Below are 20334 nucleotides of genomic sequence, written 5' to 3' on the forward strand. Positions count from 1 at the left end.
GAGCCGGTCATGAGCCGCCTCGACATGCCCCCGGTGCCAGCGCCAGGGCCGGATTCGCCGCCGCCGCGTCCGGCGGCGGCCTGGCGCGTGCTACGGCGCGTGCTGGGCTGGAGCCTGGCCGCCGTGCTGGTGCTCGCGGTGGTGCTGGCCGGGTTGGTGGCTGCGGCCCTGACGAGCGAAGCCGGCACCCGCCAGCTCTGGGCGCTGGCGACGCGCCTGTCGGCCGGCACGCTGTCGGGCCGCGTGGACGGCGGCACGCTGGCGAGCGGCCTGCGACTGCGGCAGGTGGTGTTCGCCAGCGGGCAGACGCGCGTGGCCGTCGACAGCCTGGACAGCCGATGGGCCTTCAGCTGGTCGCCCGCGCGCCTGCACGTGCAATGGCTGACGATCGGCAAGGTGGATGTGCAACTGGGCCCCGCCGCGCCGACCGCCGAGCCGGCCAGGCTGCCGGCCTCGCTGGCGCTGCCGCTGGCGATCGACGTGGACCGGCTGACCCTGCAGCGGCTGGCGCTGCACGACGCCAGCAATGCCAGCGCCGAGCCGCTGGTGTTCTCCGACCTGGCCGGCAACCTGCACTCCGATGGCCTGCACCACCGCGTCAGTGTCGATCGCCTCACGACGCCTTATGGCAAGCTGGCCGCGGACGCCCAGCTCGGCGCGCACGCGCCGTTTCCGCTCAGTGCGCAGGCGCTGCTGGAGGGACGCTGGGAGAAGGAGAGCTTCTCCATCTCGGCCAATGCTGGCGGCACCCTGCAGACCATCACCATCGAAGCGGAGGCCAGCGGCGAGCGCATCCGCGGCCGCGCCAGCGGCGAGCTGACGCCATTCGACAAGGTGCCCTTCACCCGCCTCGACTTGCATGGCGAGCACATCAACCCGCGCCTGTTCAGCCCGACGGCACCCCGCGCCGACCTGTCGGTGGAGGCCGCGCTGAAGCCGGTGACGGGCGGCGTGAATGACACCAGCAGCGGCGCGGTGGCCGGCAAGGCCGCTTCCGCGCCCGCCGCGGCCTCCGTGCCGGCTTCCTCACCCCGTTCCGCGGCCTCGGCCGCCGCCGGTGCGCCCAAGGCCGAAGCGGCGCCGCTGACCGTCGCGGGCGAGGTGGCAATCCACAATGCCGAAGCGGGGCCGCTGGACGCCGAGCGCCTGCCGGTGGAGTCGGTGCGCGCGCAGGTGCGGCTGAACAGCACCGAGCAGGAGATCCGTGACCTGCGGGTGGTGCTGGCCGGCCAGGGGCAGATTGTCGGCGGCGGTTCCCTGCGCGAGGGCCGCGGCGGCTTCGACCTCGACGTGCGCCGGCTCGACCCGCGCGCGCTCTATAGTTCGCTGCAGAGCGCGCGGCTGTCCGGGCCGGTGATCGTGCGGCTCGAGCCGGGCCGCCAGAGCGTGGCCCTGGACCTGGCCGACGGCCCGCTCAAGCTGTTCGCCGATGCCAAGGTGGAGGGCGACAAGCTCACGCTGACCTCGCTGCGTGCCGGCATCGGCCCCGGCGCGCTCGCCGCAGAGGGCGAGCTGGGCTTCGCCGGCGAACAGGCCTTCCGCTTCAAGGGCCGGCTGGCCAGCTTCGACCCGTCGCGCCTGGCCAAGGTGGCGCCGGGCAGCATCAACGCGGAGTTCGCCGCCAGTGGCAGCCTGGCCGGCACGCTGCGCGTCGCACTCGACTTCACGGTGCGCGACAGCGTGTACGCGGGCCGGCCCATGACCGGTGGCGGCAAGCTGCGACTGGCCGGCGAGCGCCTGCTGCCCAGCAGCGCCACGCTGGAGATGGCGGGCAACCGCGCCGAACTGCACGGCAGCTTCGGCGCACGCGGCGACCGCCTCAAGCTGGCCGTCGATGCGCCGCAGCTCGACCGGCTCAAGTTCGGCGTGGCCGGCGCGCTCAAGCTCGATGCCGATATCGCCGGCACGCTGCGCCATCCCGAGATCGCTGCCACCTACCAGGCGCGCGCCCTGGTAGCCGGCCCCCATCACCTGGCCAGCGCCAGCGGCGCGGCGCAGGTGAAGCTGGGCGAGGGCGGCAACCTCGACGGTCCGCTGTCGTTCAAGCTGGACGCGCGCGACTATCGCGGGCCCCAGGCCACGCTGCGCACCATCGGCGCGAGCCTGGACGGCACGCAGTCCAACCATCGCTTTGTGCTGAACGCCGCGGGCGCGGTCAACGGGCACGCGCTGGACATCGGCCTGGCCGGGCAAGGTGCCTGGCGGGGCGCCAAGGGATGGAGCGGCACCATCAGCCGCCTGGAAGAGCGCGGCACTCTCAATGCCCGCCTGCTGGCCCCGGTCGGCTTGATGGTTGCCGAACAGCACGTGACGCTGGGTGCCACGCGGCTGCAGGTCGAGCGCTCCACCGTGGCGATCGACAGCTTCGACTGGGACCACGGGCGCATCCGCAGCCAGGGCCGGCTCGACGGGGTGCAGATCGGCCATACGCTCGAAATGATCGAGGCCCTCAGCGGCGACAAGCTGCCATTGCGTTCCGACATGGTGCTGGATGGCCGCTGGAACGTGGTGCTGGCCGAGACGGCCAGCGGATTCGTCGAACTGAGCCGGCGCAGCGGAGACATCTCGGTCAATGCCGGACGCGGCTACACCACGCTGAACCTGGGGCAGACCATGCTGCGGGCGGAGGCTGTGGGCAACCGGCTGGTGCTGCGCGGGGGCATCGAATCGGGCCGCATCGGCAAGCTGACGGTCGATGCCTCGGCCGGGCTGGTGCAGGAGCAGGGCGTGGCCACCATCGGTCCCGGCTCGCCGCTGGGCGGGCAGGTCGCGGTCGAGGTGCCGCGCATCAAGGCGCTGGAGGCGCTGGCCGGACCGCAATACGCCTTCGAGGGCCGCGCCGATGCCACGGTGCGATTGGCGGGCACGGTGGCGGCGCCGGTGCTGACGGGCACCGTCAATGGCGACGGCCTTGGCGTCACGCTCTATGACCTGGGTATCCACCTGACGGATGGCAAGGTGCGGCTGGTGCTCGACCAGAACGCAGTCGAACTCAGGCAGGTGGAATTCCATGGCGGCGACGGCAAGGTGACGGCCAGCGGCACCGTCAAGCTGGGCGAGGCGAATCCCAACCTCACCGGCAAGATCGTCGCAGACAAGCTGCAGCTGTTCTCCAGTCCCGAGCGCACGCTGGTGGTGTCGGGCGACGCCGCCATCCTCAACGAAAACAAGCAGATCGTGATCCGCGGCAAGTTCACCGTCGACCGTGGCCTGTTCGATATGCCCAAGGCGGGTGCGCCCGAGCTGGGCGACGATGTCGTGGTCGTGCGCCGCAAGGACCAGCGCGAGCTGCGGACCGCGGCGACCCCCCTGCCCGAAACCAAGCCGGCGAGCCGCTTCAGCCCGCTCGTCGACCTGACGCTGGACCTGGGCCGCGACTTCCGCTTCCGCGGCGGCGGCGCCGACCTGCGCCTGGTCGGGCAGCTCGAGGTCAAGAGCGCGCCGCTGTCGCCGATGCGTGCCAACGGCACCATCCGCGTGGCCGAGGGCACCTTCGAGGCCTTCGGCCGCAGGCTGGACATCGAGCGCGGCATCATCAACTTCAACGGGCCGATCGACAATCCCAACCTCAATATCCGCGCAATGCGCCGCAACCAGGAGGTGTCGGCAGGCGTGGAGCTGACCGGCACGGTGCGGATGCCGCGCGTGCAACTGGTGTCGGATCCGGACGTGCCCAGGGAAGACAAGCTGTCCTGGCTGATGTTCGGCTATGGCGCGGAGAATGCCGGGACGGGCCAGCAAAGCCAGCTCAGCGGCGCCGCGCTGGGTGGCGCGGCGCTGGGCATGATCGGCGGGAAGGTGGGCACGAGCGTCGTCCAGCATCTGGGATTCGACGAATTCTCGATCGGCCCGAGCTCGGCCGGCCTGAGCGATCAGCAGGTGGTCAGCATCGGCAAGACGGTGACCGAGAGGATTTCGGTCGGCTACGAGCAGAGCCTGACCTCGGCCAACAACGTGGTCAAGCTGACCTGGGCCCTCTCACAGCGCTGGTCGCTGATCGCCAAGGGCGGGACCATCAACGGCCTGTCCGTCTTGTTCAACCGCCGCTTCGACAACTGGTCCGACCTGTTCCTCGGCCGGCCCAATCGCAGAGGCACCAGTGGGAGCCAGCAGGATGAACGTGCAGAAACCGGCGGTCAGTCCGGCGCCGCGGCCTCCGGCGCGAGCGCGCCGGCGCCTTGAGTCTTTCCCTCGTAACCGTGCATTCGCCAGACGCCTTGCCGCCATGGGACTGATTTCCTCCCTCCTCGCATTGTTCGGCTGCGACCAGCAGAAAGTGGACCAGGCCATGAAACAGGCGGGCGACAGTGCGCGCGCGGCCTGGAACACCATCAAGCCGGACAGCCAGTTGTTCAAGGGCATCCAACCCGGCGTGTCGACCGAGGCGGAACTGCGTGAGCAGGCCGGCCGGCCGGAAATCGTCTGGGAAGAAGAGGACGGCAGCCGGCGGCTGGAATATCCGCGCGGACCGGAGGGCGCCACGACCTGGATGGTGACTGTCGGCGGCGATGGCAAGGTGGCGAAGATCGAGCAGGTGCTGACTGCGGAGAACTTTGCGCGGGTGCGGCCGGGGATGAGCCGGGACGATGTGCGTCGCCTGTTGGGCAAGCCTACCAAGGTGGAGGCTTTTGTGCTCAAGAAGGAGGAGGTCTGGGGGTATCGGTGGTGGGAGATGCCGCAGGAGAAGGCTTTCTTCAATGTGCATTTTGACCAGGGCAGCGGGCTGGTGACCACGACGTCGCGTAGTGATGATCCGTCGCGGACGCAGGGGGGGTAGGGGGGCGGGCCGAGTTTGAACGCCCTTGGCTCCTCGCCCGCTGTCTGTCTCAGTGAGCCATATTGGTTGATCGGGGCAACGGCCTGTTTCGACTCCCCCGCAGGGGGAGTCGAAACAGGCTTTTGCCCCGCAGACCGAGAGCGCAACAACCAAGAAAAAGCGCCGGTCAGTCGAGGACTGACCGGCGCATCGGTATGGATCAGAGGCCCGCCCAGTGGCAGGCAGAATCCGCTACCCTCAACCGATCCTCATGCCCGGCACAGCGCCGCTATGCGGCTCCAGAATATACAGACCCGGCGTCTTCTTCTCGTCAGCCGCCGAGGCCGCCAGCACCATCCCCTCCGACACACCAAACTTCATCTTGCGCGGTGCCAGGTTAGCCACCACCACGGTCATCTTGCCAACCAGCTGCTCAGGCGTGTAGGCCGACTGGATGCCGGAGAAGACATTGCGCGTGCGGCCCTCGCCCAGGTCCAGCGTCAGCTGCAGCAGCTTGTTCGAGCCTTCCACCTTCTGGCAGTCCACGATCTTCGCCACGCGCAGGTCGATCTTGGCGAAATCGTCGATGGTGATGGTGTCGGCGATCGGCTCGATCGCGGCCGCATCGGCAGCCTGCGCCGCGGGCGCGGTGGCCTGCAGCGAATCGCGATTGGCGGCCAGCAGCGCCTCGACCTGCTTGGCATCGACACGCGTCATCAGGTGCGAGTAGGGCTGCACCGGGCGCGAGGCCGACAGCTGCTTGTCGACGGCGCGCCAGTCCAGCGGCTCGATATTGAGGAAGCGCTCCACCCCGGCGGCCATCTGCGGCACCACAGGCTTCAGGAAGACGGTCAGCAGGCGGAAGGCCTCCAGCGAGACCGAGCAGGCCGCATGCAGGGCCGCGCGCTTGCTCTCGTCCTTGGCCAGTTCCCAGGGCTTCTGCGTATCGACGTAGGCGTTGACCGCGTCGGTCAGCTCCATCACCAGGCGCACCGCCTTGCTGTACTCGCGGTTCTCGTAGAAATGGGCGACCTGGGCCGCCGCCTGGCGCAGTTGCAACAGCAGCGGATGGGCCAGCGCGGCCTCGTCGACCACGCCGTCGAAGCGCTTGACCAGGAAGCCGGCCGCGCGGCTGGCGATATTGACGTACTTGCCGATCAGGTCACTGTTCACGCGCGCGATGAAGTCCTCGAGGTTGAGGTCGAGGTCTTCCATGCTGGCGTTCAGCTTGGCGGCGAAGTAGTAGCGCAGCCATTCCGGGTTCATGCCGGTGTCGATATAGCTCTGCGCGGTGATGAAGGTGCCGCGCGACTTGCTCATCTTGGCACCGTCCACCGTCAGGAAGCCGTGGGCGAAGACATTGGTCGGCGTGCGGTGGCCTGAGAAGCGCAGCATCGCCGGCCAGAACAGCGTGTGGAAGTAGAGGATGTCCTTGCCGATGAAGTGGTACTGCTCGGTGTTGGAGTGCGGACCGACCCAGGCGTCGAAGTCCAGGCCCTTCTTCTCGGCCAGGTTCTTGAAGCTGGCGTAGTAGCCGATCGGCGCGTCCAGCCAGACGTAGAAATACTTGCCGGGCGCGCCCGGGATCTCGAAGCCGAAGTAGGGCGCGTCGCGCGAGATGTCCCAGTCGGACAGGGTCGAGGCCTCGCCCTCGGCGCCCAGCCATTCCTGCATCTTGTTGGCGGCTTCCGGCTGGGCCAGGTCGGCCACCCACTCACGCAGGAAGGTCTCGCAGCGCGGGTCGGACAGCTTGAAGAAGTAGTGGGTGGACGTTTTGCGTACCGGGGTCGCGCCGGACACCACGGAGTACGGGTTCTTCAGGTCGGTCGGCGCATAGGTTGTGCCGCATACCTCACACGAATCGCCATACTGGTCCTTGGCGCCGCACTTCGGGCACTCGCCCTTGATGAAGCGGTCCGGCAGGAACATGTTCTTGACCGGGTCGTAGAACTGCTCGACCTCGCGCTCGGCGATCAGGTCCTGCGCCTTCAGCGACAGGTAGATCTGCTCCGAAAGCTGCTTGTTCTCGTCGGAATCGGTGCTGTAGTAGTTGTCGAACGAAACCAGGAAGCTGTCGAAATCGCGCTTGTGCTCGGCCCAGACGCGGTCGATCAGCTGCTTCGGGGTGATGCCTTCCTTCTCGGCCCGCAGCATCACCGGGGTGCCGTGGGTGTCGTCGGCGCCGACGTAGTAGACCTCGTTGCCCATCATGCGCTGGAAGCGCACCCAGACGTCCGTCTGGATGTACTCCACCAGGTGGCCGATATGGATCTGGCCGTTGGCATATGGCAGGGCGGAAGTGACGAGGATACGACGTGCTGTCATGAGAAAGAGCCGGTGAGAAGCGGAATCGATGGAGTCGCGGGGCCCGGCCGGCAAGGCGGGCGGGGCCGTGAAAGGGCTATTCTAGCAAGCGGTGCCCGGCACCGGCGCAGCCGGCGCCGCAGCTGGCCGTGGATTGCACATGGTGGAAGCACCATGCCGGTGCAGCCGCCGCAGGCAAAAAAAAAGCGCCGGTCAGGACCGGCGCAGCTTTCCACAACGGAAAAGGAGGAGAAATCAGGCACCGCCCGGGAGGTCAGCCACCAATCGCGAGCCAGCAACGGTAGCAAGCGGTACCTGATTCTTATGACTCCCTTACCCTTGAATTGGTTTCAAATAAATTTCGACCCGACGATTCTGGGCGCGTCCGGCCTCGGTCGCGTTGTCCGCGACAGGCTGGGTCTGGCCCCGGCCCTCGGCCGCCAGGCGGGCCCGTGGGATGCCTCGGTCACCCAGGTAGCCTGCCACGCTCTGCGCCCGGCGCTGCGACAACTGCAGGTTGTAGTTCGGGTTGCCGGTGCTGTCGGTATGGCCGACCACGGTGGCGTTGACATCCGGATGCTGGGACAGGGTCTGCGCAACCTTGTCCAGCACCGCGCGGAAACTCGGCTTGATCGCGGAACTGTCGGTATCGAAGGTGACCTGGCTCGGGATATTGACCTTGAGCGAGCCGTCCGCCTGTTCGGTGATCTGGGTGCCGGTCCCGGCCGTGTCCTGGTTCAGCTTGCCGCGGATGGCGTTCCAGTTGTAGCCGGCCGCGCCGCCCGCTGCGGCGCCGACCGCCGCGCCGACCAGCGCGCCGGTGCTGTTGCCGCCGATCAGGCTGCCGAGGCCGGCGCCGACGGCCGCACCCACGCCGGTGCCGACAGCGGTGTGCGTGCCCTGTTCGGTGGCGCAGCCGGCCGCCAGCAGCGTAACGGCCGCAAGCGAGACGACGTGGAACTTGAATTTCATATTTTCTCCTTCTGACTGATTCCCGTAAAAAGCCGGTGACCGGAGCGGTCTGCCAAGAGTGGCATCCTAGCCGAAACGCACACGATATCCGTGTTCAGCCGTATCAGGCAACGGTGCCGGGCCGCTTACCCGCCGCGTACCCATTCAGGCGCACTACAATAGGCAGATGCAGATGCCGGCACAAGCCTATCGCTGTGACAGTTGTAAGTGTCTGTAATTCCACGCTCCGCCCAGGGCGATTGCCTGCCGGAGCGCTCCCTGGGAAGCCGCGTGGATACTTTGATACAGTACGCGCCTTTCCCCATTTCCGAAGCGGAGAATGCCTTGAGCCTTACCCCCGACCAGGTTACCGAAGTCCTGCGCAATGTCATCGATCCCAATACGGGCAAGGATCTGGTATCGACGCGGGCGGCCCGCAACGTCCGCGTTGACGGCGCAGACGTGTCGCTGGAGGTCGAACTCGGCTACCCCGGCAAGAGCCAGATGGAGCCGATCCGCCAGATGGTGATTGCTGCGCTGCAGCAAATGCCGGGCATCGGCAAAGTCAGCGTGGCGGTGACGATGAAGATCACCGCCCACACCGTGCAGCGCGGCGTCAAGCTGCTGCCGGGTGTCAAGAACGTGATCGCGGTGGCCTCGGGCAAGGGCGGGGTGGGCAAGTCGACCACCGCCGTCAACCTGGCGCTGGCGCTGGCCGCCGAGGGCGCGCGCGTGGGCATGCTCGATGCCGACATCTACGGCCCGAGCCTGCCGATGATGCTGGGCATCCATGGCCGCCCCGAATCGACCGACGGCCAGACCATGGAGCCGCTGGAGGGCCATGGCGTGCAGGCCAACTCGATCGGTTTCCTGATCGAGCAGGACAACCCGATGGTGTGGCGCGGCCCCATGGTGACCTCGGCGCTGGAGCAGCTGCTGCGCCAGACCAACTGGCACGACCTCGATTACCTGATCGTGGACATGCCGCCGGGCACGGGCGACATCCAGCTCACGCTGTCGCAGAAGGTGCCGGTGACCGGTGCGGTGATCGTCACCACGCCGCAGGACATTGCGCTGCTCGACGCCAAGAAGGGCCTGAAGATGTTCGAGAAGGTCGGCATTCCCATCCTCGGCATCGTCGAGAACATGGCCGTCTACTGCTGCCCGAACTGCGGCCATGTGGAGCACATCTTCGGCCACGGCGGCGGCGAGCGGATGTGTGCCGAGTACGGCGTGGACCTGCTCGGCAGCCTGCCGCTGAACCTGTCCATCCGCGAGCAGGCCGACTCGGGCCACCCGACCGTGGTGGCCGACCCGGACGGCGCGGTGGCGGAGATCTACCGCGCAATCGCGCGCAAGGTGGCGATCAAGGTCGCCGACAAGGCGCGCGACATGAGCAGCAAGTTCCCCAGCATCGTGGTGCAGAACACCTGATGCGCGGCGCGGCCGCCGACGGCGGGGCGGATGCCCCGGCGCGCCGGCTGCGCTTGTCCGCGGCCTTAGCATCGTGCCGCACATTTCCGCGAGTTCCATGAGTTCCGTGAGAGGAGGTCCTGCATGAAGCGCGTATCTTTCGGTCTGGCTTTCGGCCTGGCAACCGCAGCCGTCGCGGCGACCCTGGGCGCCTGCACCACCGGCAACATCCTCGGGCCCTCGACCGCCGTGGCGACGCTCGCGCCCAAGAGCGGCACCGAGACGCGAGGCACGGTCACCTTCACCCAGCAGGGCGACATGGTGCTGGTCAAGGCGGTGGTGAGCGGTCTGCCGCCCAACAGCGAACACGGCTTCCACGTGCATGAAACCGGCGACTGCTCGGCGCCCGACGCCATGAGCGCCGGCGGCCATTTCAACCCCGAGCACATGCCGCACGGCTCGACCGCCTCGCCCGACCACCACGCCGGCGACATCCCCAACCTGAAGGCCGATGCCAGCGGCACCGCGCGGGCCGAATTCATGTTGCGCGACATGGCGGTCGGCACCGGCAAGCACGGCATCATCGGACGTACCGTGGTGGTGCACAAGGATCCCGACGACTACAAGTCCCAGCCCGCCGGCAATTCCGGCGCGCGCATCGCCTGCGGCGTGATCGCGGCGTCCTGAGGCGGCAGGCAGGGCTGCGGCGCGCGCCGCCGGGCCGGCGCGGCGCGCCCGCGCGGGCCCGGCGGATGGCCTGGACCGGCGGCGGATTGGTTGTACAATGCGCCCCAACGCAGGCCCGCCGCTTCCCGCGGCGGCGCCCCCACCCGAAGATCGCCCACCATCGATGAGCATCAAATCCGACAAATGGATCCGCCGCATGGCGGAGCAGCACGGCATGATCGAGCCGTTCGAACCCGGCCAGGTCCGGGAGGCCGACGGGCGCAAGATCGTGTCCTACGGCACCTCGAGCTACGGCTACGACATCCGCTGTGCCGACGAATTCAAGATCTTCACCAATATCAACAGCACCATCGTTGACCCGAAGAACTTCGACGAGAAGTCCTTTGTGGACTTCAAGGGCGATGTCTGCATCATCCCGCCGAACTCCTTCGCGCTGGCGCGCACGATGGAGTATTTCCGCATCCCGCGCAGCGTGCTGACCATCTGCCTGGGCAAGAGCACCTACGCGCGTTGCGGCATCATCGTCAACGTGACGCCCTTCGAGCCTGAATGGGAAGGCTACGTGACCCTGGAGTTTTCCAACACCACGCCGCTGCCGGCCAAGATCTACGCCGGCGAGGGGTGCGCCCAGGTACTGTTCTTCGAAAGCGATGAAGTCTGCGAGACTTCCTACCGTGACCGTGGCGGCAAGTACCAGGGCCAGCACGGTGTCACGCTGCCGAAGACCTGATCGCATACAATGCCGGCGTTCATGCCGGCGAGGCTGCCGCGGGGCGATCCCCCGGGCGCAACCAGACCTGATTCATGAGCCACATGCAGCCGCTCACGGGAACCTCCGGCGGCCATGTGGCTCAAGTCCTTTGTTTAGCAAGGATGCCCGATGAAATTCCGTTTTCCCGTCATCATCATCGATGAAGACTTCCGCTCCGAGAACATCTCCGGCTCGGGTATCCGCGCCCTGGCCCAGGCCATCGAAGAGGAAGGCATGGAGGTCATGGGGCTGACCAGCTACGGCGACCTGACCTCCTTCGCGCAGCAGTCGAGCCGCGCCTCCACCTTCATCGTCTCCATCGACGACGACGAGTTCGTCAGCGAGGACGACCGCCCCGAGGCGGCCGCCATCGAGAAGCTGCGCGCCTTCGTCAGCGAAGTGCGCCGCCGCAACAGCGACCTGCCGATCTTCCTGTACGGCGAGACGCGCACCTCGCGCCATATCCCGAACGATATCCTGCGCGAGCTGCACGGCTTCATCCACATGTTCGAGGACACGCCGGAATTCGTCGCGCGCCACATCATCCGCGAGGCCAAGGTCTACCTCGAGGCGCTGGCGCCGCCGTTCTTCAAGGCGCTGATCGACTACGCGCAGGACAGTTCCTACTCCTGGCACTGCCCCGGCCACTCCGGCGGCGTGGCCTTCCTGAAGAGCCCCGTCGGCCAGGTCTTCCACCAGTTTTTCGGTGAGAACATGCTGCGCGCCGACGTCTGCAACGCGGTGGACGAACTCGGCCAGCTGCTCGACCACACCGGCCCGGTGGCGGCTTCGGAGCGCAATGCCGCGCGCATCTTCAACTCCGACCACATGTTCTTCGTCACCAACGGCACCTCGACCTCGAACAAGATGGTCTGGCACGCCAACGTGGCGCCGGGGGACATCGTGGTGGTGGACCGCAACTGCCACAAGTCCATCCTGCACGCCATCATGATGACCGGCGCGATCCCGGTCTTCCTGATGCCCACGCGTAACCACTACGGCATCATCGGCCCGATCCCGAAGAGCGAGTTCGATCCGGAGACCATCCGCAGGAAGATCGCCTCCCACCCGTTCGCCAGCAAGGCCAAGAACCAGAAGCCGCGCATCCTGACCATCACCCAGGGCACCTACGACGGCGTGCTGTACAACGCCGAGCAGATCAAGGAGATGCTGGCCACCGAGATCGACACGCTGCATTTCGACGAAGCCTGGCTGCCGCACGCGGCGTTCCACGACTTCTACCACGACATGCACGCGATCGGCCGCGACCGCCCGCGCAGCAAGGACGCCCTGGTGTTCGCCACGCAGTCCACGCACAAGCTGCTGGCGGGCCTGTCGCAGGCCTCGCAGATCCTTGTGCAGGATTCCGAGACGCGCAAGCTGGACCGCCATCGCTTCAACGAGGCGTACCTGATGCACACCTCGACCAGCCCGCAGTACTCGATCATCGCCTCCTGCGACGTTGCCGCGGCGATGATGGAAGCCCCCGGCGGCACCGCGCTGGTGGAGGAGAGCATCCAGGAAGCACTGGACTTCCGCCGCGCCATGCGCAAGGTCGAGGGCGACTATGTCGCCGGCATGAATGGCGACTGGTGGTTCAAGGTCTGGGGCCCGGACGCACTGATCGAGGACGGCATCGGCGACCGCGAGGAGTGGATGCTCAAGGCCAACGACCGCTGGCACGGCTTCGGCGACCTCGCCGACGGCTTCAACCTGCTCGACCCGATCAAGGCCACACTCATCACCCCGGGCCTGGACGTGGACGGCGAGTTCAGCGAGCGCGGCATCCCCGCGGCCATCGTCACCAAGTACCTGGCCGAGCACGGCATCATCATCGAGAAGACGGGCCTGTACTCCTTCTTCATCATGTTCACCATCGGCATCACCAAGGGCCGCTGGAACTCGCTGGTGACCGAGCTACAGCAGTTCAAGGACGACTACGACCAGAACCAGCCGCTGTGGCGCGTGCTGCCGGAATTCGTCGGCAAGCATCCGCAGTACGAGCGCATGGGGCTGCGCGACCTGTGCGATGCCATCCACAGTGTCTACAAGGCCAACGACGTGGCCCGCGTGACCACCGAGATGTACCTGTCGGACATGGAGCCGGCGATGAAGCCGTCGGATGCGTGGGCCATGATGGCGCATCGTGAGATCGAGCGGGTGCCGGTGGATGAGCTGGAAGGCCGGGTCACCGCTATTCTGCTGACGCCGTATCCGCCGGGCATTCCGCTGCTGATTCCGGGTGAGCGGTTCAACCGGACGATCGTGCAGTATCTGCAGTTTGCGCGGGAGTTCAATAAGCTGTTCCCGGGCTTTGAGACGGATATCCACGGGTTGGTGGAGGAAGTCGTTGATGGGCAGAAGGCGTATTTTGTTGACTGCGTGAAGTAAGACGGTTGTCTGCCTGCTGCTGCGGGCGGGAATATTGGCTTTGGCAGGACGATGCCGCTCGGTTTAGGCTGAGCGGCATTTTTGTTTTGGGGTGGCGTGGGTATGGTGCTTGGCGCGGGCTTGCGCCTCTGTGCGGGCGGCTTTGGTCTGCGAGACAAAGGCCTGTTTCGACTCCCCCTGCGGGGGAGCCGACTCACTTTCTTTGTCTCGCCAAAGAAAGTAAGCAAAGAAAGGCGACCCGGGTGCGGCGAAACCCCCTCGCGAATTTGCCCCGGCCGCCGCGCCCGTCCGAACTCGCGTCCTTCGGCCGCTCAAACAGCGGACGGGCTTCATCGGCGGCCGGGGCAAATTCGCGAGGCGCCGCACACGGGAGGGAAAGGCCAAACCATCTGGGCGCGGGTGCCACCGGTACGGCTAATTCCGTCGGAATTGCGAGGTCTTCGGTAAAGCGGCAGCGTTCCGCTGCCGCTTTACCCGCCACCCGATGCGAAGCGAGGCGTGGCGTCCTTACCCTGCCGTATGCGGCGCCTCGCGGGCTGGCTGAAAGAGCGGAAAAGAGGGCCCCCTGTCTGAGCATCGCCGTAAGGCGATGTGAGTTGGGGCCCGGCCGCTCTTTCAGCCAGCCCGCGAGGGGAAGTTAAGCCGCATCCGGCGCGCCTTCTTTGCCTACTTTCTTGGCAAGACAAGAAAGTAGGTCGGCTCCCCGCAGGGGAGTCGAAACAGGCCGTTGGCCCGATCAACGCATGCCGCCCAAAAAGAAAAATGCCGCCCAGCCCAAACTGAACGGCATTCCCATCAACAACTCAAATTCCCCGGCATCGCCGCAACCCGGCGACACCATCATCGCTATTTCTTCTTCTCAAAATCGAACTGCGGCGCAGCCGGTTCCTCCTGCGCAGGAGCCGAAGGCAGCTCCAGCGACCCAGGCGCCGAAGCAGTCCCCGTCCCGCCCTTATCGACATCGTTCCCCAACGGAATACTGACCTCCGCCGCATTGCTATGGTGCAGCGACCCCTTGTCCAGCAGCCCCGTCACCATGCCCGGCCAGAACATCACCAGCAGCACCATCACCATCTGCAGCCCCACCCAGGGCAGGGCACCCCAGTAGATGTCCGAGCTCTTCACTTCTTTGGGCGCGATGCCGCGCAGGTAGAACAGCGCGAAGCCGAAGGGCGGGTGCATGAAGGAGGTCTGCATGTTCACGCACAGCATCACCCCGAACCACACCAGCGCAGCCGTGGCCGCCGCCTCGGGATTGCCGCCCATGGAATCGGCCACCACCGGCGCCAGGATCTTGACTGCCACCGGTGCCAGCATCGGCACCACGATGAAGGCGATCTCGAAGAAGTCGAGGAAGAAGGCCAGGAAGAAGATGAACAGGTTGACGACGATGAGGAAGCCGATCCAGCCGCCGGGCAGCGAGCTGAACAGGTGCTCGACCCAGGTGCCGCCGTCCACGCCCTGGAACACCACCGAGAAGCAGGTGGAGCCGATCAGGATGAAGACCACCATGGCGGTGATGCGGGCGGTGGACTGGTAGGCGTCGACGATCAGCAGGCGCAGCTCGGTCAGCTGGCCGGCGCGCAGCAGCAGCCAGACGATCACCAGGTAGACCACCGCCAGCGGGATGCGGAAGGCATGCGAGCCGAAGGCGACCGCGCCGGCGATGATGGTGACGCCGGTGGCGGCCAGGCCGAGGCGGTAGATGTTGCGGTCAATCCGGGTGAAGCCCTTGTCGCGGATCACCGCCAGCACCAGCGCGCCGACTGCGCCCATCGCGCCCGATTCCGTCGGGGTGGCGATGCCCAGCATGATTGTGCCCAGCACGAGGAAGATCAGCACCGCGCAGGGGATGATGCCGCGCAGGCATTTCTTCCACAGCGCCCAGCCCCGCAGCGTGCGGGCCTCGGCCGGCACCGGCGGCAGCCAGTCGGGCTTGATGCGCGTCAGCACGAAGGTGTAGAGGGCGAACAGCGCGATCTGCACCACCGACGGGCCCCAGGCGCCCAGGTACATGCTGCCCACGTCGGCGCTGCCGGCGGAGGTCTTGAGCTGGTCGGCCAGCACCACCAGCACCAGCGAGGGCGGTACCAGCTGGGTGATGGTGCCCGATGCCGCGAGCACGCCGGTGGCGTACTTCATGTTGTAGCGGTAGCGCATCATCACCGGCAGCGAGATCATCGCCATGGCGATCACCTGCGCGGCCACCGTGCCGGTGATGGCGCCCAGGATGAAGCCGACGATGATCACCGAGTAGCCCAGGCCGCCGCGGACCGGGCCGAACAGCTGTCCCATCGAGTCCAGCATGTCCTCGGCCAGCCCGCACTTCTCCAGGATCGCTCCCATGAAGGTGAAGAAGGGGATGGCGAGCAGCAGCTCGTTGGCCAGCACGCTGCCGAAGATTCGGCTCGGCACGGCCTGCAGGAAGCTGACGGGGAAGTAGCCCCATTCGATGGCGAGGAAGCCGAAGGCCAGGCCGACCGCCGCCAGCGAGAACGCCACCGGGAAGCCGATGAGCATAAATACAACCAGGCCGCCGAACATCAGCGGCGGCATATATTCCACTGGAATCATTGCACCGGCCTCTCGTATTTCGATTCGATGCGCACCAGGCCCTTCAGGGCGGCGATGCGCTTGATCAGTTCGGACACGCCCTGCAGGGCAAGCAGGGCGAAGCCGACGGGCACCACCAGCTTGATCGGGTAGCGCGGCAGGCCGCCGGAATTGCCCGATTGCTCGAGGATGCGCCACGAGGGCAGGAACAACGATTCCCAGGAAAGCCAGGCGAACAGTACGCAGGACGGCAGCAGGAAGAGCAGGATGCCGAAGATGTCGATCCAGTGCTGGGCGCGCTCGGAGACGTTGCCGTAGATCAGGTCGACGCGGACGTGCTCGTTGCGCTGAAAGGTGTAGGAGGCGCCGAACATCACAGCCACTGCGAACATGTACCACTGCAGCTCGAGCGGCCAGTTGTCGCTGAGGTTGAAGCCGTAACGCAGCAGGGCGTTGCCTGCGCTGACCAGGCACGACAGCAGGATCATGATGTTTGCAAGCCTGCCAGTGTGCTGGTTTAACCTGTCGATCTGTCGTGACAGACCAAGCAAGTAATGCATGGGTTGTCTCCCCGGTATTTTTTGCGCCGATTAGTTTATCTGTAACAAAATTTTTCGGCGCCTGGGGCTAATACCTAACGCAATGCGCAAGAATTGCGCAGGCATGAAAAAAGCCGCCGGGCTGCTGCCTCGGCGGCTGTTTTCATGCGGCAGGCTTGCGCGAAACCTACGCAGGTTTGCTGCATTGCGCGGGCGCGGTACGCACCCGCATGCGGTGCTTACTGCAAGGCGGCGCGCGCTGCGGCGATGGCGGCGCGCACCTGGTCGGGGGCGGTGCCGCCGATGTGATTGCGTGCGGCGACCGAGCCTTCCAGCGTCAGCACGGCGTGCACGTCGTCGCCGATCAGCGCAGCCTTGTCGCCCAGGCCGGATACCTCGCGCAGCTCGGCCACGGTGAGGTCGGCCAGGTCGCAGCCACGGCCGTCGCAAGCGCGCACGGCGTGCGCCACGGCTTCGTGCGCATCGCGGAAGGGCAGGCCGCGCTTGACCAGGTAGTCGGCCAGGTCGGTGGCGGTGGCATAGCCCTGCAGCGCGGCGGCGCGCATGGCCTCGGGCTTGACGGTGATGCCCGGCACCATGTCGGCGAAGATGCGCAGGGTGTCGGCCAAGGTATCCACCGTGTCGAACAGCGGCTCCTTGTCTTCCTGGTTGTCCTTGTTGTAGGCCAGCGGCTGGCCCTTCATCAGGGTCAGCAGGCCGATCAGGTGGCCGTTGACGCGGCCCGTCTTGCCGCGTGCCAGCTCGGGCACGTCCGGGTTCTTCTTCTGCGGCATGATCGAGCTGCCGGTGCAGAAGCGGTCGGCGATGTCGATGAAGCCGACGCGCGGGCTCATCCACAGCACCAGTTCTTCGGAGAAGCGCGACACGTGGGTCATCACCAGCGCGGCGGCGGCGCAGAACTCGATAGCGAAGTCGCGGTCGGAAACGGCGTCCAGCGAATTGCGGCACACGCCGTCGAAGCCGAGCTGCTGTGCCACGAACTCGCGGTCGATCGGGTAGCTGGTACCGGCCAGCGCGGCCGCGCCCAGCGGCAGGCGGTTGACGCGGCGGCGGCAGTCGGCCATGCGCTCGGCGTCGCGCGTGAACATCTCCACATAGGCCAGCAGATGGTGGCCGAAGGTCACGGGCTGGGCCACCTGCAGGTGGGTGAAGCCGGGCAGGATGGTGTCGGCGTTCTTCTCGGCCAGGTCCAGCAGCGCGCCGCGCAGCGCGCCCAGCAGGCCGACGATGGTGTCGATCTCGCTGCGCAGCCACAGGCGGATGTCGGTGGCCACCTGGTCGTTGCGCGAGCGGCCGGTGTGCAGGCGCTTGCCGGCATCGCCGACCAGCGCGGTCAGGCGCGCCTCGATGTTCAGGTGCACGTCTTCCAGGTCCAGCTTCCACTCGAAGCTGCCGGCCTCGATCTCGGCGCGGATTTGCGTCATGCCGCGCTCGATGGCGGCGCGGTCGTCCTCGGCGATGATTCCCTGCTTGGCCAGCATGGCGGCGTGCGCGAGCGAGCCCTGGATGTCGAACAGCGCCAGGCGCTTGTCGAAGAACACCGAGGCGGTGTAGCGCTTCACCAGGTCGGACATCGGTTCGGAGAAGCGGGCGGACCAGGCTTCGCCTTTCTTGGCAAGTTGGGAGGTCATGGGCGGTCGGTGCGGAGTGTTGCCGCGGCGCCGGCGCGAGGCCTGGCGGGCGACGGAAATTGCAGAAACCGGGATTATATCGCCGCCGCCCGCCGCCATCGTGTCCGCCGGGGCGGCGCCGGCGAGCGCGGCGTTTCAGAGCGTGTTGTCGATCACCTGCCCCTGGAATACCACGGGGCCGCTCGGGCCGGCCGGATCGGGCGAGCCCGTCGGCGGTTCGATGCTGACTGCGAGGGCGGGCGGCCGGCCCAGCGCCGGCGGCAGCGCGAGCCGGGCTTCGCGGCGCTGGCCGAGTACACCCAGCGACTGCGGCTTGCCCCCGGCGGGCAAGGCCCACAGCTGCAGCGCTTGCGTCGGATTGAGCGCGAGGTGATCCAGGCGACGCACCGTGAGCTCGCCGGCGCGGGCGTCCAAGGTGACCAGCATGGCCGCTTGCGCCTGTGCATCGTGCAGCACGGCGATGGCGCTGGCGGCCGGCGGCGCCGTCGCCAGCTGGCGCGCCAGCCACAGATCCAGGCCGATCGCCAGCGCCGCGACCAGCGCCAGGGCGGCCGCGGTGCCGCGCCAGAAGGCAGGCGCGGCAAGCCGCGCGCGCCAGAAGCGCTGCCAGCGCGACGGAGCGGGCGCTTTCCAGCCGAGCCGGTCTTCGATGCCGCACCAGACCTTGTCCACCGGCGTGGCGGGCGGCTGCAGCTCCGCGATGCCCGCCAGCCTGGCCTGCCAGTGCCCGACGGCCGCCTGGATGGCCGGTTCGGTGCGGGCGAGCTGTTCGAGCCGGCTGCGCGCCCGGCCACGCAGCACGCCCAGGGCGTACTGGGCCGCCAGGCGGTCGAGCAGTTCGGGATCGCGGTCGAGCTTCATGCCAGCGGCTCCAGGCAGGCGCGCAGGCGCTCCAGGCCGCGCCGCACCCAGGACTTGACCGTGCCGAGCGGAACGCGCAGCCGCTCGGCCAGTTCCGTGTGGCTGAGGTCTTTCAGGTAGGCCAGCGCGATCGCCTGGCGCTGGTCCGGGTCGAGCCGGGCGAGGCAGCGGGCCAGCGCCTGCGCCTGCTCGCTGGCCAGCGTGCGTGCATCCGGTCCGCCCGCTTCGTCGGCCAGCCATTCCCCGAGATCGTCGTCGAGTGCCACGGTGCGGCCGCCGCGCTCGGGCGCATGCCGGCGCAGGCAGTCCAGCGCGCGATTGCGCACCACGGTGGTCATCCAGGTCATGGGAGCGGCCAGCTCGGGCCGGTAGTCACGGGCGTGGTGCCAGATGCTGACGAAACTCTCCTGCATGACATCCTCCGCCCAGTCGCGCCTGCCGGTGATACGCAGCGCGAGGCCGAACAGTTTCGTTATGCAGGCATCGTAGAGCTGCCGCAGGGCGCGGCGGTCGCCGCGGGCTACGTCCTCCAGCAGGCCGGCCAGGTGCTCCGCCTGCGCCGGCGGCGCATAGCCCGGGGCGGCCTGGTGGGTTGGGGCCGGGGCCGGAGCGGCGGCATGGGCGTCATCGGCAGAGGCAGACACGGCGCGTCCGGGGAGGTGTGGGTCTTCGGATTATAGGCAGGCGCCTGCGCGGCGGCGGCATCTGCCGGCATCCGATCGCATCCAATCGGGCGCCGCGCGCGTACAAGGAACAGGCGCCCAAGTGGCGGCGTCTTTTGCATCTTTCTCTTTGTTCAGATTCCTTCAGGAGATCGTCATGGAACGCATGCAGTCGATATTGCCGCAGGGCGGCAAGCAAGCGCCGGACAGCGACGGCGGGCGGATCGCCGTACTGCCGGACGCACGCCGGCGCGGCTTGCTCAAGGTGCCCGGCCTGTTCGCGCTGGGCTCGCTGGCGGTGGCCAGCCTGGGCGAGTCGATGCCGGCCTGGGCGCAGACCCACTCGGGCAGCACCAAGGACGATATCGCCATCCTCAATACCGCGCTCGGGCTGGAGTACCAGGCGATCGCCGCCTATCAGGTGGGTGCCGAAAGCGGGTTGCTGCAAAAGCCCGTGCTGGACACCGCGGTGAAGTTCCAGACCCACCACAAGGCACATGCCCAGGTGCTCGCCGGCACCGTGTCGAAGCTGGGCGGCAGCCCGGTCATGGCCAAGAAGATGGCCGAGTATGACTTCCCGACCGCACAGCTGAAGACGCAGGCCGACGTGCTGCGCTTCGCCGCCGGCCTGGAGAAGGGCGCCACCGCTGCCTACCTGGGCGTGCTGCCCAACTTCCACAACCGCGAGCTGACCAAGGCCGCCGGCAGCATCCTGGGCGACGAGGCCATGCACTGGGCGGTCCTGCTGTCCGTGCTGGGCGAGGATCCGGTGCCAGGGGCGTTCGTGGGGTGAGGGTGCGGATGGCTTGAGCAG

14 protein-coding genes are annotated in these 20334 nt (G+C 67.3%); 7 read left to right on the forward strand and 7 right to left on the reverse strand.

Features of this window, described 5'->3' with window-relative positions:
- The first annotated feature begins 9 nt into the window (after positions 1-9).
- Both AC1Z3O_RS02580 and bamE read left to right on the forward strand, forming a co-directional pair.
- Positions 10-4182, forward strand: a complete 4173-nt coding sequence (locus AC1Z3O_RS02580; protein ID WP_483513283.1) for a translocation/assembly module TamB domain-containing protein — start codon at positions 10-12, stop codon at positions 4180-4182.
- A gap of 43 nt (positions 4183-4225) precedes the next feature.
- Positions 4226-4777: an outer membrane protein assembly factor BamE domain-containing protein gene (gene bamE, locus AC1Z3O_RS02585; RefSeq protein ID WP_483513285.1), complete on the forward strand. Its 552-nt coding sequence runs from the start codon at positions 4226-4228 to the stop codon at positions 4775-4777.
- Between the two features lie 237 nt (positions 4778-5014).
- Here bamE and metG read toward each other — a convergent pair whose 3' ends face one another.
- Complete coding sequence (gene metG / locus AC1Z3O_RS02590; protein ID WP_483513287.1) at positions 5015-7081, reverse strand: methionine--tRNA ligase; 2067 nt, start codon at positions 7079-7081, stop codon at positions 5015-5017.
- 312 nt (positions 7082-7393) lie between these two features.
- A complete protein-coding gene (locus AC1Z3O_RS02595; protein ID WP_483513289.1) occupies positions 7394-8032 on the reverse strand; it encodes a YiaD family glycine zipper/OmpA-like lipoprotein in 639 nt (212 codons plus the stop codon).
- A gap of 324 nt (positions 8033-8356) precedes the next feature.
- On the opposite strand from AC1Z3O_RS02595, the gene apbC reads away from it, so the two are divergent.
- The 4 genes from apbC (at position 8357) to AC1Z3O_RS02615 (ending at position 13253) form a co-directional block, all read left to right on the forward strand.
- Positions 8357-9445, forward strand: coding sequence for an iron-sulfur cluster carrier protein ApbC (gene apbC, locus AC1Z3O_RS02600; protein WP_483513290.1), 1089 nt, complete (start codon positions 8357-8359; stop codon positions 9443-9445).
- Positions 9446-9568: 123 nt separating this feature from the next.
- Positions 9569-10111, forward strand: coding sequence for a superoxide dismutase family protein (locus tag AC1Z3O_RS02605; RefSeq protein WP_483513292.1), 543 nt, complete (start codon positions 9569-9571; stop codon positions 10109-10111).
- Between the two features lie 163 nt (positions 10112-10274).
- Positions 10275-10841 carry a dCTP deaminase gene (gene dcd / locus AC1Z3O_RS02610; protein ID WP_071014972.1) on the forward strand — a complete coding sequence of 189 codons (567 nt, stop codon included), beginning with the start codon at positions 10275-10277 and terminating at the stop codon, positions 10839-10841.
- A 150-nt stretch (positions 10842-10991) separates the two neighbouring features.
- Complete coding sequence (locus AC1Z3O_RS02615) at positions 10992-13253, forward strand: Orn/Lys/Arg family decarboxylase (RefSeq protein ID WP_483513294.1); 2262 nt, start codon at positions 10992-10994, stop codon at positions 13251-13253.
- 846 nt (positions 13254-14099) lie between these two features.
- Here the strand turns inward: AC1Z3O_RS02615 and AC1Z3O_RS02620 are convergent.
- The 5 genes from AC1Z3O_RS02620 to AC1Z3O_RS02640 all read right to left on the reverse strand — a co-directional run bounded on the left by AC1Z3O_RS02620 (position 14100) and on the right by AC1Z3O_RS02640 (position 19502).
- Positions 14100-15827, reverse strand: a complete 1728-nt coding sequence (locus AC1Z3O_RS02620; protein ID WP_483513295.1) for a TRAP transporter large permease — start codon at positions 15825-15827, stop codon at positions 14100-14102.
- Positions 15824-16366: a TRAP transporter small permease subunit gene (locus tag AC1Z3O_RS02625; protein ID WP_483513297.1), complete on the reverse strand. Its 543-nt coding sequence runs from the start codon at positions 16364-16366 to the stop codon at positions 15824-15826. Before AC1Z3O_RS02625 ends, AC1Z3O_RS02620 begins: the two co-directional genes overlap by 4 nt.
- Positions 16367-16584: 218 nt before the next feature.
- Entirely contained in the window at positions 16585-17997 is a 1413-nt protein-coding gene (gene argH, locus AC1Z3O_RS02630; protein WP_483513299.1) for an argininosuccinate lyase, read from the reverse strand.
- A 135-nt stretch (positions 17998-18132) separates the two neighbouring features.
- Positions 18133-18858: an anti-sigma factor gene (locus AC1Z3O_RS02635; protein WP_483513300.1), complete on the reverse strand. Its 726-nt coding sequence runs from the start codon at positions 18856-18858 to the stop codon at positions 18133-18135.
- Positions 18855-19502 (reverse strand): RNA polymerase sigma factor, encoded by a 648-nt coding sequence (locus AC1Z3O_RS02640; RefSeq protein ID WP_483513302.1) that lies wholly within the window; start codon positions 19500-19502, stop codon positions 18855-18857. Before AC1Z3O_RS02640 ends, AC1Z3O_RS02635 begins: the two co-directional genes overlap by 4 nt.
- 175 nt (positions 19503-19677) lie before the next feature.
- Between AC1Z3O_RS02640 and AC1Z3O_RS02645 the strand changes: the two genes are divergently transcribed.
- The gene (locus AC1Z3O_RS02645; protein ID WP_483513304.1) at positions 19678-20313 is read left to right on the forward strand and encodes a ferritin-like domain-containing protein; all 636 of its coding nucleotides are present in this window, start codon (positions 19678-19680) and stop codon (positions 20311-20313) included.
- Positions 20314-20334 lie beyond the last annotated feature (21 nt).

The sequence above is a fragment of the Cupriavidus sp. 09_S30 genome, assembly GCF_056930435.1.

Bases quoted from the DNA above. Each gene is read 5' to 3' on its own strand.
- metG (WP_483513287.1), bottom strand. From the start codon at position 7,081: ATGACAGCACGTCGTATCCTCGTCACTTCCGCCCTGCCATATGCCAAC.
- dcd (WP_071014972.1), top strand. From the start codon at position 10,275: ATGAGCATCAAATCCGACAAATGGATCCGCCGCATGGCGGAGCAGCAC.
- AC1Z3O_RS02615 (WP_483513294.1), top strand. From the start codon at position 10,992: ATGAAATTCCGTTTTCCCGTCATCATCATCGATGAAGACTTCCGCTCC.
- AC1Z3O_RS02645 (WP_483513304.1), top strand. From the start codon at position 19,678: ATGGAACGCATGCAGTCGATATTGCCGCAGGGCGGCAAGCAAGCGCCG.
- AC1Z3O_RS02605 (WP_483513292.1), top strand. From the start codon at position 9,569: ATGAAGCGCGTATCTTTCGGTCTGGCTTTCGGCCTGGCAACCGCAGCC.
- AC1Z3O_RS02625 (WP_483513297.1), bottom strand. From the start codon at position 16,366: ATGCATTACTTGCTTGGTCTGTCACGACAGATCGACAGGTTAAACCAG.
- AC1Z3O_RS02635 (WP_483513300.1), bottom strand. From the start codon at position 18,858: ATGAAGCTCGACCGCGATCCCGAACTGCTCGACCGCCTGGCGGCCCAG.
- AC1Z3O_RS02620 (WP_483513295.1), bottom strand. From the start codon at position 15,827: ATGATTCCAGTGGAATATATGCCGCCGCTGATGTTCGGCGGCCTGGTT.
- AC1Z3O_RS02595 (WP_483513289.1), bottom strand. From the start codon at position 8,032: ATGAAATTCAAGTTCCACGTCGTCTCGCTTGCGGCCGTTACGCTGCTG.
- bamE (WP_483513285.1), top strand. From the start codon at position 4,226: ATGGGACTGATTTCCTCCCTCCTCGCATTGTTCGGCTGCGACCAGCAG.
- argH (WP_483513299.1), bottom strand. From the start codon at position 17,997: ATGACCTCCCAACTTGCCAAGAAAGGCGAAGCCTGGTCCGCCCGCTTC.
- AC1Z3O_RS02580 (WP_483513283.1), top strand. From the start codon at position 10: ATGAGCCGCCTCGACATGCCCCCGGTGCCAGCGCCAGGGCCGGATTCG.